The 15645-nt window shown below is 61.6% G+C and carries 16 protein-coding genes; 11 read left to right on the top strand and 5 right to left on the bottom strand.

What is annotated here, in order from left to right:
• Window positions 1-160 precede the first annotated feature (160 nt).
• From NMG46_RS09035 to NMG46_RS09020, 4 genes are all read left to right on the top strand, one after another.
• Window positions 161-1564: an L-serine ammonia-lyase gene (locus tag NMG46_RS09035; RefSeq protein WP_254817328.1), complete on the top strand. Its 1404-nt coding sequence runs from the start codon at window positions 161-163 to the stop codon at window positions 1562-1564.
• A gap of 85 nt (window positions 1565-1649) precedes the next feature.
• A complete protein-coding gene (locus NMG46_RS09030; RefSeq protein WP_254817327.1) occupies window positions 1650-2087 on the top strand; it encodes a DUF1489 family protein in 438 nt (145 codons plus the stop codon).
• A 62-nt stretch (window positions 2088-2149) separates the two neighbouring features.
• The gene (locus NMG46_RS09025) at window positions 2150-2881 is read left to right on the top strand and encodes a VWA domain-containing protein (protein ID WP_254817326.1); all 732 of its coding nucleotides are present in this window, start codon (window positions 2150-2152) and stop codon (window positions 2879-2881) included.
• Window positions 2881-3579, top strand: coding sequence for a DnaJ domain-containing protein (locus tag NMG46_RS09020; RefSeq protein WP_254817325.1), 699 nt, complete (start codon window positions 2881-2883; stop codon window positions 3577-3579). Before NMG46_RS09025 ends, NMG46_RS09020 begins: the two co-directional genes overlap by 1 nt.
• Before the next feature lie 48 nt (window positions 3580-3627).
• On the opposite strand, the gene NMG46_RS09015 is transcribed toward NMG46_RS09020, so the two are convergent.
• Window positions 3628-5016 carry a D-alanyl-D-alanine carboxypeptidase gene (locus NMG46_RS09015; protein WP_254817324.1) on the bottom strand — a complete coding sequence of 463 codons (1389 nt, stop codon included), beginning with the start codon at window positions 5014-5016 and terminating at the stop codon, window positions 3628-3630.
• A 300-nt stretch (window positions 5017-5316) separates the two neighbouring features.
• Here NMG46_RS09015 and NMG46_RS09010 point away from each other — a divergent pair, with 300 nt between their 5' ends.
• The 3 genes from NMG46_RS09010 (at window position 5317) to clpA (ending at window position 8722) form a co-directional block, all read left to right on the top strand.
• Window positions 5317-5646 (top strand): phasin family protein, encoded by a 330-nt coding sequence (locus NMG46_RS09010; RefSeq protein WP_254817323.1) that lies wholly within the window; start codon window positions 5317-5319, stop codon window positions 5644-5646.
• A gap of 274 nt (window positions 5647-5920) precedes the next feature.
• Window positions 5921-6247 (top strand): ATP-dependent Clp protease adapter ClpS, encoded by a 327-nt coding sequence (gene clpS, locus NMG46_RS09005; protein WP_023717744.1) that lies wholly within the window; start codon window positions 5921-5923, stop codon window positions 6245-6247.
• A gap of 6 nt (window positions 6248-6253) precedes the next feature.
• Window positions 6254-8722, top strand: a complete 2469-nt coding sequence (clpA, locus tag NMG46_RS09000) for an ATP-dependent Clp protease ATP-binding subunit ClpA (protein WP_023674922.1) — start codon at window positions 6254-6256, stop codon at window positions 8720-8722.
• 94 nt (window positions 8723-8816) lie between these two features.
• Here clpA and NMG46_RS08995 read toward each other — a convergent pair whose 3' ends face one another.
• The 4 genes from NMG46_RS08995 to NMG46_RS08980 form a co-directional block, all read right to left on the bottom strand.
• Complete coding sequence (locus NMG46_RS08995; RefSeq protein ID WP_254817322.1) at window positions 8817-9248, bottom strand: HIT family protein; 432 nt, start codon at window positions 9246-9248, stop codon at window positions 8817-8819.
• 119 nt (window positions 9249-9367) lie between these two features.
• Entirely contained in the window at window positions 9368-10582 is a 1215-nt protein-coding gene (locus tag NMG46_RS08990; RefSeq protein ID WP_254817321.1) for a GNAT family N-acetyltransferase, read from the bottom strand.
• Window positions 10583-10622: 40 nt separating this feature from the next.
• Window positions 10623-11351: a glycerophosphodiester phosphodiesterase gene (locus NMG46_RS08985; RefSeq protein ID WP_254817320.1), complete on the bottom strand. Its 729-nt coding sequence runs from the start codon at window positions 11349-11351 to the stop codon at window positions 10623-10625.
• 14 nt (window positions 11352-11365) lie between these two features.
• Window positions 11366-11830, bottom strand: coding sequence for a RidA family protein (locus NMG46_RS08980; RefSeq protein ID WP_254817319.1), 465 nt, complete (start codon window positions 11828-11830; stop codon window positions 11366-11368).
• Between the two features lie 138 nt (window positions 11831-11968).
• Here NMG46_RS08980 and NMG46_RS08975 point away from each other — a divergent pair, with 138 nt between their 5' ends.
• The 4 genes from NMG46_RS08975 to rpsB all read left to right on the top strand — a co-directional run bounded on the left by NMG46_RS08975 (window position 11969) and on the right by rpsB (window position 15554).
• Window positions 11969-12796, top strand: coding sequence for a cell envelope integrity EipB family protein (locus NMG46_RS08975; RefSeq protein ID WP_023674927.1), 828 nt, complete (start codon window positions 11969-11971; stop codon window positions 12794-12796).
• 135 nt (window positions 12797-12931) lie between these two features.
• A complete protein-coding gene (locus tag NMG46_RS08970; RefSeq protein WP_254817318.1) occupies window positions 12932-14230 on the top strand; it encodes a hypothetical protein in 1299 nt (432 codons plus the stop codon).
• A 43-nt stretch (window positions 14231-14273) separates the two neighbouring features.
• The gene (locus NMG46_RS08965) at window positions 14274-14552 is read left to right on the top strand and encodes a DUF4031 domain-containing protein (protein WP_254817317.1); all 279 of its coding nucleotides are present in this window, start codon (window positions 14274-14276) and stop codon (window positions 14550-14552) included.
• A 204-nt stretch (window positions 14553-14756) separates the two neighbouring features.
• Window positions 14757-15554 carry a 30S ribosomal protein S2 gene (gene rpsB / locus NMG46_RS08960; RefSeq protein ID WP_254817316.1) on the top strand — a complete coding sequence of 266 codons (798 nt, stop codon included), beginning with the start codon at window positions 14757-14759 and terminating at the stop codon, window positions 15552-15554.
• Window positions 15555-15645 lie beyond the last annotated feature (91 nt).

Here is a 15645-nt window from a genome sequence, read left to right as displayed (position 1 = left end):
TACCACAGGCGGAGGGGACGCTTCGATGGCCGAAGCTGGAATGTCGCTGCCGGAGCAAACAAGGTCGGCAGGCGCAGCGCCGCAATCGTCAAAACAGCGGAAAACACCATGGGAATTCCTATATGTAGACCTCAACAAGGTCCCAGGAGAAAACGCCCACGTGTTCCTTTCGGTTTTCGACCTGTTCAAGATCGGCATCGGCCCATCGAGTTCGCACACGATGGGGCCGATGACGGCTGCGCGGCGGTTTCTCGACGAGATTGCGGGAGACGACTGGCCGCGCCCGGCCGGCGCCAAGGTCGACCGGATCGCGGCCAGCCTGCATGGCTCGCTCGCCTATACCGGCATCGGCCATGGCTCCGATCGTGCCGTGGTGCTCGGCCTCGCCGGCCAGACGCCGCAGACGGTGGATCCCGACCAGGCGGACGGCATCGTCGCTCGCATCGCCGCCGAGAAGCGGATCTCGCCGCCCGGCCATCCGTCCTATCGTTTCGACCCGGCAATGGATCTGGTGCTGGATCGCAAGACGCCGCTGCCGGGTCACGCCAATGGCATGGCCTTCTCTGCCTATGATGCCGGCGACCGGTTGCTGCTGAGGCGCGTCTATTATTCGATCGGCGGCGGCTTCGTAATGTCCGAGGAGGAACTGCAGCGGATGAAAGCAAGGGGCTCGGCGACAACCGAAGGCAAGAAGGTTCCGTATCCGTTCAAGAACGCCGTCGAAATGCTGTCCATGGCAGCGAAAAGCGGGCTTTCCATTGCCGAGATGAAGCGCGTCAATGAGGAGACGCAGATGTCGCGCGAGGAGCTCGACGCCGGCCTCGACGGCATCTGGAGCGCCATGAAGGGCTGCATCGAGCGCGGCCTGTCGCAAGACGGCATCATGCCGGGCGGACTCAAGGTGCGCCGCCGTGCCCGGATGCTGCACGACAAGCTGCAGGAGCAATGGCAGCAGAACCGGCCCAACCCGCTGCTCGCCAACGACTGGCTGTCGATCTATGCGATGGCGGTCAATGAGGAGAACGCCGCCGGCGGCCGTGTCGTCACCGCGCCAACCAATGGGGCGGCCGGCACTCTGCCCGCAGTGCTGCGCTACTGGTTGCATTTCCATCCAGAAGCCGACCAGCCCAGCATACGCGATTTCCTGCTGACGGCGGCGGCCGTCGGCGGCATCATCAAAACCAATGCTTCGATCTCGGGGGCGGAAGTCGGCTGCCAGGGCGAGGTCGGTTCGGCTTCGGCAATGGCTGCGGCGGGATTGTGCGCCGTCATGGGCGGCACGCCCGAGCAGGTCGAGAACGCTGCCGAGATCGCGTTGGAACATCATCTCGGCATGACCTGCGATCCAGTCGGCGGGCTGGTGCAGGTGCCGTGTATCGAGCGCAACGCGCTTGGTGCCGTCAAGGCGGTGACCGCCGCTTCGCTGGCCATCAAGGGCGACGGCGTTCATTTCGTGCCGCTCGATGCCGCGATCGAGACGATGCGCCAGACCGGCCTCGACATGAACGAAAAGTACAAGGAAACCAGCCTCGGCGGATTGGCAGTCAATGTCGTGGAGTGCTGACCGCCAATCTGGTGGCCTGGACCACCACTGTGGAGAAGTCGATCAGGCCGTTGACGCGTTCGCGTGCTGGACTAAACCTTAAACGATGTCTCTCAATCTCATAAAGCTTTGCGTCGGCTGTGACAGCGTCGAGGATCTGGAAGAGTGGATTGCTTTCCGTCTCGACGAGCGGCGCCGCGCCGGCGAACCGGCCGAGCACTACCACACCACCCGCATGGTGCCGACACGCGGCGTCGAGATTACCGACGGCGGCTCGCTCTACTGGGTGATCAAGGGCAATGTCCAATGCCGCCAGCTGATCACCGAAATCCGCCCCTTCACCGATGACGAGGGCATCGGCCGTTGCCATCTGATCCTCGATCCCGAGGTCGTGCGCACTGTCTGGCAACCGCGCCGTGCATTCCAGGGATGGCGCTACCTGAAGCAGGCGGACGCGCCGGCCGATCTCGGAAAGGGCAAGGCCGGGCTGATCGAGATGCCGCCAAAGCTCAGGCGAGAGCTTGCCGATCTCGGCCTGCTCTGACGCCGAGAAGGTCGCCTCATCTGGGCTTGCAAGCCGGGGAACAACGCCACATCTTGAATGTCATGAGCGACAAGAAGCAGCCCGTGCCTGCAAGGGCCAATCCTGCACCGGTCGAGTCTCAATCGAGCACCGGCGAGATCGACGCGTTTCTCCGTCAGGCAAGGACGCTCGCTGCATCCGCCACCGGTTCAGGCAGGCTGATCCTGTCCCTCGACGCGACGATGAGCCGCCAGCCGACCTGGGATCTCGCCTGTGCGCTGCAGGCCGAGATGTTCGACGCCGTCGGCAAGGCCGGGGCGCTCAAGGTTCAACTTGTCTATTTTCGCGGCCTTGGCGACTGCCGCTCCTCCGCATTCGTCACCGATACCGAAGCTCTGAAGCAGCTGATGACGCGCATCGACTGCCGCAGCGGCCATACCCAGATCGGCAAGGTGCTCGCCCATGCCCTGAAACAGACGGCGGCGGCCAAGGTCAACGCGCTGGTCTATATCGGCGACGCGATGGAAGAAAACATAGATGATCTGGCCGAAAAGGCCGGCAGCCTCGGTCTGCACGGCGTTCCTGTCTTCGTCTTTCAGGAGGGCCATGATGCCGCCGCGGAAAAGGCGTTCAAGGAGATTGCGCGGCTGTCGAAAGGGGCCTGGTTCCGCTTCGATCGGCGGGCTGCCGCAACCTTGGCCGGCCTGCTTTCGTCCGTCGCCGTGTTTGCGACCGGCGGGCTGAAAGCACTGGAGGCCCGGGGCAGACCGGAAGACCGGCTGATGATCGAGCATATGCGGGGCGGCGGAAACTGATGAGCGCAATTATCGCTTTTGTAGCGTTGCTTCTAGTGCTTCTCGGCATGCTCACCATCTTCCTGCGCGCCGATGCGGCGAAGCTTGCAGGCGGCATGAGAACGCTTGGACCTGTACTGCTCGGGCTGGTCGGCGTCGCCGTGCTGCTGGTCGGGCGCGAGGGCATCGGCGGCTTGATCCTGTCGGTTGCGCTCGCCTGGTACGGCTCCATGCGCATGAATCGGCCGGCGGCAAAACTGGCACAAGGCAAGCGTTCGACAGTTCGTACCGCGGCGCTTGAAATGGAACTCGATCACGATACCGGCGGCCTCGAAGGCCTCGTGCTGGCCGGGCGCCATGAAGGCAAGATGCTTGGCTCGATGGGGCGTGCCGAATTGCAGCAACTCTATCGCGAACTCTCCGGCGATCCGGAGAGCCGCCAATTGCTAGAGACGTATCTTGACGGCAGATTTCCCATCTGGCGCAAAGACGCTGATGCGAATGACGGCGAAGGGCTGGGTGTTGCGCCAGGTTCTGGCGCCATGACTAAGGAGGAGGCCTACAAGATCCTTGGTCTTGAAGCGGGGGCTGCCGCGGCGGATGTCCGCAAGGCGCACCGCCGCCTGATGCAGCGCCTGCACCCCGATATCGGTGGCACGTCTTTCCTGGCGGCGCGGATCAATGAAGCCAAGGACGTCTTGCTCTCCAATCACAACTAGTCTCCTTCGACGCAGAACTTTCGGGAAAGATATCGTTTCGCGCGCCGCTTACTGCTGGACGGCGTAGCACTCGATCTTCTTCTTTTTCAAAGCGTTGCAAGCCTTCCAGGCAGCGGTCTTCGAACCGAAACCACCGAACCGGGCGCGGTAGTAGGTGACGCCGTCCTTGTCGAAGGCGACGGTGAAACCGGAGGCATCGACCAGAACGGAGGGTGCCTGCTTCGTCGCCTTGTCGAGGTAAGCCTTCGCTTCGGCCTGTTTTGGCGAAGAGGCGACCTGGATTGCCCAGCCGGATGGCACCGATGCCGTGCTGACCGGATCGAGCTCTGCCGCCGGTTCGGCATAGGCTGCGGCGACCCGGGCTGTCGCCACGTCGTCCACCGTCGCCACCGCCGTCGTCTTGACCCTCTTAGCCTGAACGACCGGAGTGGTTTCTTCAACGGCGGGCGCATTTTCCTCGACAAGGGAGGCAACGGCATCGTCGTTCGGCTTACTGTCCGGTGTAGGCGCGTCATGCTTCGGTAGAAACACCTTGGCCAAGGCTGAAATCGGATTGCCACCGCCAGCCTTGGCAATCAGCACGCCGCCGCCGCTCGACGAGGCCTTCGGCATGTAGGCATTGATCAACCCGGCCATCTGGCTGTCGCGGCTGCCGCCGGATCTGCCGCCCATGACCACCGCTACGATCCGCCGATCGCCATCCGAGACCGAGGAGACCAGATTGTAACCGGAGGCGCGGGTGTAACCGGTCTTGATGCCGTCGACGCCCTTGATGCGTCCGAGCAGACGGTTATGGCCGTTGATGCGCTGCCGCCCATAAAGAAAGGAGCGCTGCGAGAAATAGCCGTAATATTGCGGAAAATGCTCTCTCAGGGCGATGCCGAGCATCGCCATGTCGCGCGCGGTTGTGAACTGGCCGGGATCAGGCAAGCCGTTGGCGTTGCGGAAAACGGTTCCCCTCATGCCCAGCGCCCGCGCCTTGGCGGTCATCATGCGGGCGAAATTGGCTTCATTGCCGCCGAGCATCTCGCCAAGCGCCGTTGCGGAATCGTTTGCCGATTTGGTCACCATCGACAGGATCGCGGTCTCGACCGTGACCGAGCTGCCGCGCTTGACGCCTAGCTTCGTCGGCGGCTCGGCAGCGGCATTGGCCGAGAACACGACCGGGGAATTCTTGCTGATCCTGCCCTTCGCCAATGCCTCGAACGTCAGATAAAGCGTCATCATCTTGGTAAGCGAGGCTGGATAGCGCCGGCCATCGGCATCCGACGAATAAAGCACCTTGCCGGTCTTGGCATCGATGACGATGGCCGCCGACTTGGCCGCCATGGATGAAGCCGCGTCCGCGACGACGAAGCTCAGCGCCATGGCGAGGATCATGATCGTTTTGAGGGGGGACGCGGATTTGGAAACGAAGCCCGACAACGCCTTACGCACTGATAGTTCCTTTGAATTTCCGTTGCCTTGGAGGCGGCAAAGGGGTCCTGCCTCACCTTCGGCCACGCTAACGCGGGCAGCGTTACCAATCCGTTTATGGTAACCGCCGCGTTCACCATTTTCTGCGGGATTGAGCTTCTCTTTATTCGAATCTTAGCGATTGCCGGCAGCTCACGATGCGCATTGCCGCGGGAATCTTGACTTTTTGTGCACTGCACAATATATTTACACGCATTGCACAACGCGGCCCGGACAAGGCGCGTCTATCGTCCAAGGCAACCGTTCAAGGGAAAGCGTGAAATGACCCAGACCTATGAAGATTTCAGCAAATACGGCAAGGAATTTGCGGACACCGGATTGAAGAGCTTCGCCTCGCTGTCCAAGGGTGCACAGGCTATCGCCGCCGAGGCGGGCGAGTACACCAAGAAAAGCTTCGAAGCCGGTAGCGCCGCTGTCGAGAAGCTCTTTTCCGCCAAGTCGCTGGACAAGGCGATCGAGATCCAGTCCGACTATGCCAAGCGGGCCTATGAGAGCTTCGTCACCGAGGCCACCAAGCTTGGCGATCTCTATGCCGAACTCGCCAAGGAAGCCTACAAGCCGTTCGAATCGATCGTCGCCAAGGCGAAGTAAATTCGACGAACATTCCGAGCCGGCCCCTGGGCTTGCAAAGACAAACCCGGTCGCGAACGCACGGCCGGGTTTTTTCATGCCAGCTCGAAATCGGGGGCCTACGGTCTTCACGATTTGAAAAATCGGGCAAGTTTGGCCACCTAGCCATATTGTCAGCTAAACAGAAGGGCTTAAAATCGTCCATCGAACACCTACATGTCGAGCATGCATGAGGATTCGAAAGAGGCAGGACTACGTGACTACAGGTTTGACTGCCACGAGCTACGTGGTGCGAATGCAGAACGGCAGCAACGGCAATGAGGCCGGTCGCGGCACGGCCGTCATCACGCGCACAAAAACCAAGACCAAGAAGCCCAGTCTGTATCGGGTCCTCATTCTTAACGACGACTACACACCCATGGAATTCGTGGTCCACGTGCTGGAACGCTTTTTCCAGAAGGACCGCGAAGCCGCCACACGCATAATGCTTCATGTTCACAATCATGGGGTGGGCGAGTGCGGGGTCTATACATTCGAGGTGGCCGAGACCAAAGTGTCTCAGGTCATGGATTTCGCCCGACAGAATCAGCATCCGCTGCAATGCGTGATGGAGAAGAAGTGAGGTAACATGCCGGCTTTCTCCCAAGGCCTGGAAAAGGCGCTTCACCAAGCGCTGACGCTCGCCAATGAGCGGCACCATGAATATGCAACCCTTGAACATTTGCTGCTCGCCCTGATCGACGACACCGAGGCGGCGGCCGTCATGCGCGCCTGCAACGTCGATCTCGACGAGTTGAAGCATACGGTTCTGACCTATATCGACACCGAGCTCGACAATCTCGTCACCGGCTACGATGAAGATTCCAAGCCGACTGCCGGTTTCCAGCGCGTCATCCAGCGCGCGGTGATCCATGTGCAGTCGTCAGGCCGCGAGGAAGTGTCCGGCGCCAACGTGCTCGTCGCCATCTTCGCTGAGCGTGAAAGCCACGCCGCTTACTTCCTGCAGGAACAGCAGATGACCCGCTACGACGCGGTCAACTACATCTCGCATGGCATCGCCAAGCGCCCCGGCGCTTCCGAGACGCGTACCCCGCGCGGCGCCGACGACGAGCAGGGCAGCCAGAGCGGAGCCGAGCCGCAGGAGGAAGGCGGCAAGAAGAAGCAGCAGCAGGACGCGCTGACTGCCTATTGCGTCAACCTGAACAACAAGGCCAAGGCCGGCAAGATCGATCCATTGATCGGTCGCGAGAGCGAGATCAACCGGACCATCCAGGTGCTGTGCCGCCGCTCCAAGAACAACCCGCTCTATGTCGGTGATCCCGGCGTCGGCAAGACGGCTATCGCCGAAGGCCTCGCCAAGCGCATCGTCGAGGGCGACGTTCCCGAAGTGTTGCACAATGCCACCATCTTCGCGCTCGACATGGGCACGCTGCTGGCCGGCACCCGCTATCGCGGCGATTTCGAGGAGCGGCTGAAGCAGGTCGTCAAGGAGCTCGAGGATTATCCCGGCGCCGTGCTGTTCATCGATGAAATCCACACCGTGATCGGGGCAGGGGCCACCTCCGGCGGCGCCATGGATGCATCGAACCTGTTAAAACCCGCACTGTCGTCCGGCGCCATCCGCTGCATCGGCTCGACCACCTACAAGGAGTTCCGTCAGTTCTTCGAGAAGGACCGCGCGCTGGTGCGGCGCTTCCAGAAGATCGACGTCAACGAGCCGACGGTCGAGGACGCCATCGAGATCATGAAGGGCCTCAAGCCTTATTTCGAAGAGTTCCACAAGGTCCGCTACACGAGCGAGGCGATCAAGGCTTCGGTCGAACTCTCGGCGCGTTACATCAACGATCGCAAGCTGCCGGACAAGGCGATCGACGTGATCGACGAGACCGGCGCCTCGCAAATGCTGGTGCCGGAAGCCAAGCGCAAGAAGACCATTGGCATCAAGGAGATCGAAGCGACGATCGCCACCATGGCGCGCATCCCGCCGAAGACGGTTTCCGCCGACGACGAGAAGGTGCTGCAAGGCCTCGACATCGAGTTGAAGCGCGTCGTTTACGGCCAGGACACCGCAATCACAGCGCTGACTTCGGCCATCAAGCTGGCGCGGGCCGGCCTGCGGGAACCGGAAAAGCCGATCGGCTCGTACCTGTTCTCGGGCCCGACCGGTGTCGGCAAGACGGAAGTGGCCAAGCAGCTCGCCGCCTCGCTCGGCGTGGAGCTGATCCGCTTCGACATGTCGGAATATATGGAACGCCACACCGTTTCGCGGTTGATCGGCGCGCCTCCCGGCTATGTCGGCTTCGACCAGGGCGGCCTTCTGACCGACGGCGTCGACCAGCATCCGCATTGCGTGCTGTTGCTGGACGAAGTCGAGAAGGCGCATCCGGACCTGTTCAACATCCTGTTGCAGGTCATGGACCACGGCAAGCTGACCGACCATAACGGCAAGCAGATCGACTTCCGCAATGTCATCCTGATCATGACTACCAATGCGGGCGCATCCGATGCGCAGCGCGCGGCGATCGGTTTCGGTTCGACCAAGCGCGAAGGCGACGATGTCGAGGCGATCAACCGGCTGTTCACGCCGGAGTTCCGCAACCGTCTCGATGCGATCATTCCGTTCGGCTCGCTGCCGGTGCCGGTCATCCATCAGGTGGTGCAGAAGTTCGTCATGCAGCTGGAAGCGCAGCTTTCCGAGCGTGGCGTGACCTTCGACTTGTCGCAGGATGCAATCGCATGGCTGGCCGACAAGGGCTATGACGAGCGCATGGGCGCCCGGCCGCTCGGCCGTGTCATCCAGGAGCACATCAAGAAGCCGCTGGCCGACGAGGTGCTGTTCGGCAAGCTCAAGAAGGGCGGCACGGTGCGTGTCACCGTCGAGAAGAAGGAAACCGGCGAGACCGGCCTGAAGCTCGAATCGCTCGCCGACGAGGCGCCGGTGAAGCCGAAGAAGGAAGAGCCGGACGACGTGCCGAAGGCCAAGAAGGCGGTGGCAAAGAAGCCCGCCGCGAAAAAGGCGGTGGCGCAGAAGCCGGAGCCCAAAGGTAAGGACGGCGGCAAGCGCAGTCTTGTGCCGCAACTGCCGCGTAAGAACTGACGAACCAGTCGGTAAAAAAGCCCCGGAAACGGGGCTTTTTTTGTGACACCCTCCGGTTAAGCACCCGGCGCCCGCCGGAGCGGTTTGCGCCGGTTCAGCTTGCCAGCGCCATCCGTATCTTGCCGGCGTTCTGGGCCAGGATTTCAGGCTTTTCCATCTGTCCGCTGTGCGGTTTCAGGGGAATGCCCTCGAAGCGCGGAATGACATGGACGTGAAGGTGAAAGACAGTCTGCCCCGAAGCTGGTTCGTTGAACTGCATAATCGTGACGCCATCGGCATCGAAGGCCTTCTTTACGGCCCGCGCAACTTTCTGGACGTGAGCGAAGAGCGGGCCAAGCACCGCCGGATCGGCGTCAAGCAGGTTGCGCGACGGCGCTTTCGGCACCACCAGCGTGTGACCCTGTCCTTGCGGCATCACATCCATGAAGACAATGACCGCTTCATCCTCGTAGACGCGGTGCGAAGGGATTTCTCCGCGCAGGATTTTGGCGAAGATGTTGCTGCTGTCGTAGGTTGCTTCGGCCATGGCGCGCGCTCCGGTTCTTGGCTCGCTGTCTCGTGTAGCGAAGCTGTTCCGGGTGGGCAAGATGATCGATCGACAGCGGCCGTGCGGGCTCGCGCGGCTGAGCGATTGGGCTCGCTACCCTACTCCGCCATGTCCTTGCGGAACGGGGTGTGCTCTTCCAGATATTCGCTCATCCGCTCGACTTCGCGCCGCTCGCGCCGGAGGTAGTCGGCCACTGCATTGCGCAGACCTGGATGGGCGATATAGTGCGCCGAATGCATCGTCACGGGCCGGTAGCCGCGCGCCAGCTTGTGCTCGCCCTGAGCACCGGCTTCAACCACCTTCAGCTTGCGCGAGATGGCGAAATCGATTGCCTGATGGTAGCAGACTTCGAAATGCAGGAATGGGTGGTCCTCGATGCAGCCCCAGTTGCGGCCGTAGAGCGCGTCTGAGCCGATGAAGTTGATTGCGCCCGCTATGTAGCGTCCGTTGCGTTTGGCCATGACCAGCAGGATGTCGTCGGCCATGCGCTCGCCGATTAGGGAGAAGAAATCGCGGTTGAGGTAGGGCCGGCCCCACTTCCTGCTGCCGGTATCCATGTAGAACGCGAAAAAGTCGTCCCAGGTCTTTTCGGTCAGATCCTTGCCGGTCAGCCAGTCGATCGAGATGCCGTCGGCGAGCGCCTCGCGCCGCTCTTTCTTCATTGCCTTGCGCTTGCGCGACGCTAACGTCGCGAGAAAATCGTCATAGCTCGAAAAACCTTCGTTGAAGAAGTGAAACTGCTGGTCGGTGCGATGCAGGAAACCGGCCGCCGCCAATATCTGGACATCGTCCTCCGGCGCGAAGGTGACATGGGCGGAAGACACGCCGAGCTTATCCGTCACCGCCTTCAGGCCGGCCGCAAGACCGGCCTTGACGGTGGGACTGTCCTCGCCCTTGCCGACCAGCAGGCGAGGGCCGGTGACGGGCGTGAACGGCACCGCGCATTGCAGCTTCGGGTAGTAGCGCCCGCCGGCGCGTTCGAATGCGTCCGACCAGCCATGGTCGAATACATATTCGCCCTGGCTGTGCGACTTCAGATAGCAGGGGACCGCCCCGAGCAGCTTGCCTCGGGCGGCTTCCAGCCTCAGGTGATGGCCTTGCCAGCCGGTACGCCGAACAGCGCAGCCGGAATCTTCCAGCGCGCTCAAAAAAGCAAATGAAACAAGTGGGTTGTAGCCGTTTTCTGCATCGCCGCGCGTAGTGCCGCCGAGGCTGTCCCATTCAGCGCTGGTAAAGGCCCCGATGCCCGCTGCGATGCGGATCGACAGCTCCGCGTTCGCCGTTTGTCTTTCGCAGTCGTCCCCTTGATCCATGAGGCTTACTTAAGCTCGCTGCGGACCCATACAAGCCCGCTCAAGCAAGCCGTACCAGATCTGGCTCGAATCCTTCGAACGTCATCTGGTCGGCATATTTGAAGGTCAGCTCGACGGCAGGCTGGTCGTGCACGGTCCAGGTGATCACCGGCATGCCGAGTTTTTCTCGCACGAAGGAGACGAACCGGTTCGGCAGGTCGCCGGCGGCGTAGGAGGTGAAGGCGATGTCATGCGCCAGCATGGCGAAATGCGCCTCGATCAGGTGGTTGTCGTTGCCGTACGCGGTCAACCCGCCGGGTATGCCGGGAGCATATTTCGGGAACTCTCGGATCAGCCAATGGTCGAACGACATGATCGCAGCCTTGCCCTTGTATTGCTTGAGCATCTTGCCGACGCTTTCGACCAGGCCTTCGTCGTGCCCGGCAGCTCCTTTCAGCTCGACAACCATCGGCACACGGCCGTCGACCAGATCAAGCGCCTGCTGCAGCGTCGGCAGATGGTCAGCGGTGCCGCCGACCTTCAGCGCGGTGATCTCGGCAGCCGTACGCTGCCAGACGAAGCCGTTCTCGCCGGTCAGCCGCCGCAGATCGCCATCGTGGATGATGACGGGGACGCCGTCGGATGACAGGTGCACGTCGCATTCGATCGCGTAGCCGCGCTCGGCCGCCGCGGCGAAGGCGGAAAGGGTGTTCTCCCAGCGCATCTTGTTCATGTCGTGGAGGCCGCGATGGGCGACGGGCCGGGCGGTCAGCCAGGAAAGATCGGTCATGGTTGCAGTCCCGGTCATTCGACTTCGAAGATCGCTTCGATTTCCACTGCGGCATTAAGCGGCAGGGAGGCGGTGCCGACGGCGGAGCGAGCGTGCGTGCCGCGATCGCCGAGCACCGCGGCGAGAAAATCCGAGGCGCCGTTGGCAACCAGATGCTGTTCGACAAAGTCTGGTGCCGAGGCGACGAAGACGGTGATCTTCACCAAGCGACGGATTTTCTCGAGATCGCCAAGTGCTGCCTGGGCTTGCGCCAATATGTTGATCGCACAGTATTTTGCGGCTTCCTTGCCGGTCGCGGTGTCGACATCGCTGCCAAGCAGTCCGCTCGCCTGGAGCTTGCCGTCCTTGAGCGGCAACTGCCCGGCGGTGAACAGCAGATTGCCGGTCCTGCAATAGGGCACGTAATTGGCGGCGGGCGCGGCGGCGGCCGGCAGCGACACGCCGAGATCGCTTAGCCGCTTTTCGATTGTTTCGCTCATGCTATTTCCCTATTGCTTGAAGGTGCCGCGCAGGCCGGGCCGAAATTGCTATTTTTGCCTCGCTTCCGCCACGACTTTTTTTAAGCTGGACCATCTTTCCATGCGGCCTGCCATTAGCCGCGATGATCGGAGCACCCCATGCGCGCAACGCGCCTTGCATTCAACGCCGTTCTCTTGACAGCGGCTTCCTGGGCGGCTCCCGCTTTTGCGGTGCCGGCGCTGCAGGCGCATCGCGCGGTTTACGACATTTCACTCGACAAAGCCTCCGACCGCTCCGGCATCACCGGCATCACTGGCCGCATGGTCTACGAGTTCAACGGCTCGCCTTGCGAGGGCTATACGGTAAAGTTCCGTTTGGTGACCCAGATCGTAACCAGCGACAACACCAGGCTGACAGACCAGCAGATGACCACCTTTGAGGACGCCGAGGGCAAGACCTTCTCCTTCGTGAACAAATCCTTTGTCGACCAGAACCTCGACAAGGAGGTCAAGGGTACCGCAACGAAGGAGGCCAACGGTCTCAAGGTCGATATCGACAAGCCCGAGAAGAACAGCCTGGAACTCGCGCCGACCCAGTTCCCGACCCAGCAAATGGTCGAAATGATCGGCAAGGCGGAAAAGGGCGAGCGTTTCTACGAAACCAACCTGTTCGACGGCTCTGAGGATGCCAACAAGGTGGTGACCACCACCGTCGTCGTCGGCAAGCAAGCCGATGCCGACAACGCCGATCCGGAAGCGCCGGCGCTGGCCAAGCTCGCCACCGACAAATACTGGCCGGTCGACATCGCCTATTTCGATGATGCCGACAAAGGCGGCGAGGAGGTGCCGGAATACCGGATCAGCTTCAAGCTGCACAAGAACGGCATCACGCGCGATCTCGTCATGGACTATGGCGAGTTCTCGATGACCGGCAAACTGGTCAATCTGTCGCTGTTCGATCAGCCAAAGACCTGCCCGTCGAAATAGGCTCGAACCAACGACAAGCCGCCGGCCGCTATCCAGGATAGTAGCGCTTGATATTGCGGGGCGTGTCGTATCGACTTGAGCATGCCGCAATTGCCTATCATCGTCTTACGACGGTAAGCGCCGTGGGGGAGCAGGTTGAGCAGGATCGACGTTTTTGTGGCGCCGCGGCCCAATGCGACGCTGATCAAGGCCATGACGTTCGTCAACCGAATTGTCATGCTGCACGGCATTCCAGGCTTTCGCGACCTGTTGCCGTTCAACCGTCTGGCCGGTTTGCGCGGCGTCGCCAATGTCCGCCACATCGATTTTCCAGAGGATGACCGGCAAAGGCTGAAGGCTTGTTGCGGTGCGGGCAAGGCGACGTTCATCACGCCCAACCATCCCGAATTCTTTACCGACTGGATGATCGACAAGGAGGTCGTCTCGCGGGTAAGCCCGCTGGCGGCATCCTGGGCCACGCACGGCGTCGTCAACGGGCTTGGCCGGCTGATGCAGAAATTCTGGTTGGCCAACAATCTGATCGCGCAAATCCCGGGCAACAGCGCGGCCGCCAAGGAACATTCGGTGGCCTGGGCGCTGAAGGGGCACGGCGTGCTCCTGCATCCCGAAGGCGGTGTCGGCTGGCATGCCAACATCGTTGCCCCGTTGCTGCCAGGCGCGGTCGAGATGGGATACGAGGCGCTGAAGCGCGGCCGCCTGACCGATCCGGACTTCAAGGTTTGGATAGCGCCCGTGATCTGGAAGCTTGCTTTCACGGGGAATGTCGAGGCAGCGCTGGCAAAGGAATGCGCCTATGTCGAGCACAGCCTGAAGATCGAACGCCGTGCCGCCGATTCGCTGCCGGAGCGCATCCATCATATCTATGCGACGTTGCTGTCGCGCGATGAGGCTGCGTATGGCCTGCGGTCCGATGCGCGGGTTTCGTATGACGCTCGTCAAAAGAACCTGCTCGCGGAACTCGGCCGTCGCCTTGCTGAACTTGTCTCGGTCGACGCCGACACGCTCGACACTGCCGAGCTTTTGCGCCGGTCGCGGCGCTGGCTTCGAGAGAACATGGACGGCACCGAAAACCAGAAGCAGGTCCGAACGCTGGCAGATACGATCCAGCGCCTGCGGCGTGTCGGGCCGTGGGCCTCAGCCAATCCGCGCATCACGCAGGAGGAGATCGCCGAACATTTGAAGCGGATCCGCAATGACTATTGCAAGGGTACGCTGCGCGATACGATCAACCGTTTCGTGCCGCAGCCGGCAGGCCCACGCCGCGCCTATGTCCGGGTACCGGAGCCGCTAGGGTTGTACGCTTATCAAGGCTCCGTCGAGGAGGCACTCGCCGAACTGCACGACCGCATGCAGGAGACCGTCACCAGGACGATGACGCAACTCGAGGCCGGCGGCGCCTTCATTTTCTATGCCAATCCCTTCTATCATCGTTAACGGCGTGCTGGTCGGCGCAAGATGAAGGAGTGCGGCAAACCTCATGGCGGTCTATGTCGATGCGGCGATCTGGAAATGGGTCGGCCACCGCTGGTGTCATCTGCTGGCAGACGATACCGACGAGCTGCATCGCTTCGCCGCGCAGCTCGGCATCAAGCGCTCGTCCTATCAAGGGCCGCCCAAGACATCGGCGCCGCATTATGACATAACCGGGTTGGAGCGTGACCGCGCAGTGCGGTTAGGCGCCATCGAATGCACCCGCGAGGAGATCGTCGCCGTTTTCCGGCGTGTGCGGGTGCGGAAGGGGAAGATGCGACAATGACACCGGTGCGCTGATCGCCGCACGCTGAGCCGCCAGACGCCACAGTGCTTGCGTTTGTCGTGCTTCCCCTCTATATGCGCGCTCATTCCACACACGGACTTTGGTGTCTGCCCGGGAGAAATCCGGCTGAAACCTCCGGTGGCGTTCGAGGACAAAATCCAAAAATGCCTGTGTCCGTGGAGGCTAACCGGAAAGGAAATAAGAATGGCTCTGCCTGATTTCAGCATGCGCCAGCTATTGGAAGCTGGCATTCACTTCGGCCACCAGACCCACCGCTGGAACCCGAAAATGGCGCCCTATATCTACGGCGCCCGCAACAACATCCATATCATCGACCTCTCGCAGACGGTGCCTCTGCTGCACCAGGCGCTGAAGCAGGTTTCCGACACTGTTGCCAAGGGCGGCCGCGTGCTGTTCGTCGGCACCAAGCGCCAGGCCTCCGACATTGTCGCCGATGCCGCGCAGCGCTCGGCCCAGTACTATGTCAACTCGCGCTGGCTCGGCGGCATGCTGACCAACTGGAAGACGATCTCGAATTCCATCCAGCGCCTGCGCAAGCTCGACGAGATGCTGGCCGGCGAGGCTCAGGGCCTGACCAAGAAGGAGCGCCTCAACCTCGATCGCGAGCGTGAAAAGCTCGACAAGGCGCTGGGCGGCATCAAGGATATGGGTTCGACGCCCGATTTGATGTTCGTGATCGACACCAACAAGGAAGCGATCGCCATTCTCGAGGCCAAGCGTCTCGGCATCCCGGTCGTTGCCATCATCGATTCCAACTGCGACCCGGACAAGATCGACTTCCCGATCCCCGGCAATGACGACGCGGCCCGCGCCATCCAGCTGTATTGCGATCTGATCGCCAAGGCAGCTATCGACGGCATCGCCCGTCAGCAGGGCGCGCTCGGTGTCGATATCGGCGCATCGGTCGAGGCTCCGGTCGAGCCGGCGCTCGAGCAGACCCCGGCCGCCGAGAGCCCGGCAGCCCAGACCCCGGAAGCATAGTAGCGAAGGCCGGCTGCGGCCTTCATCTTTCCAATATGTTGGCGCGGTAAGCGCTACCGGCACCAGGCGCATCATCGAAAATCGATGGTGC

The organism is Mesorhizobium sp. LMG 17147 (assembly GCF_024297145.1).
GTDB lineage: Bacteria > Pseudomonadota > Alphaproteobacteria > Rhizobiales > Rhizobiaceae > Mesorhizobium.
The sequence above is the reverse complement of the archived record's forward strand: the minus strand, read 5'-3'. Positions and strand labels throughout refer to the sequence as shown.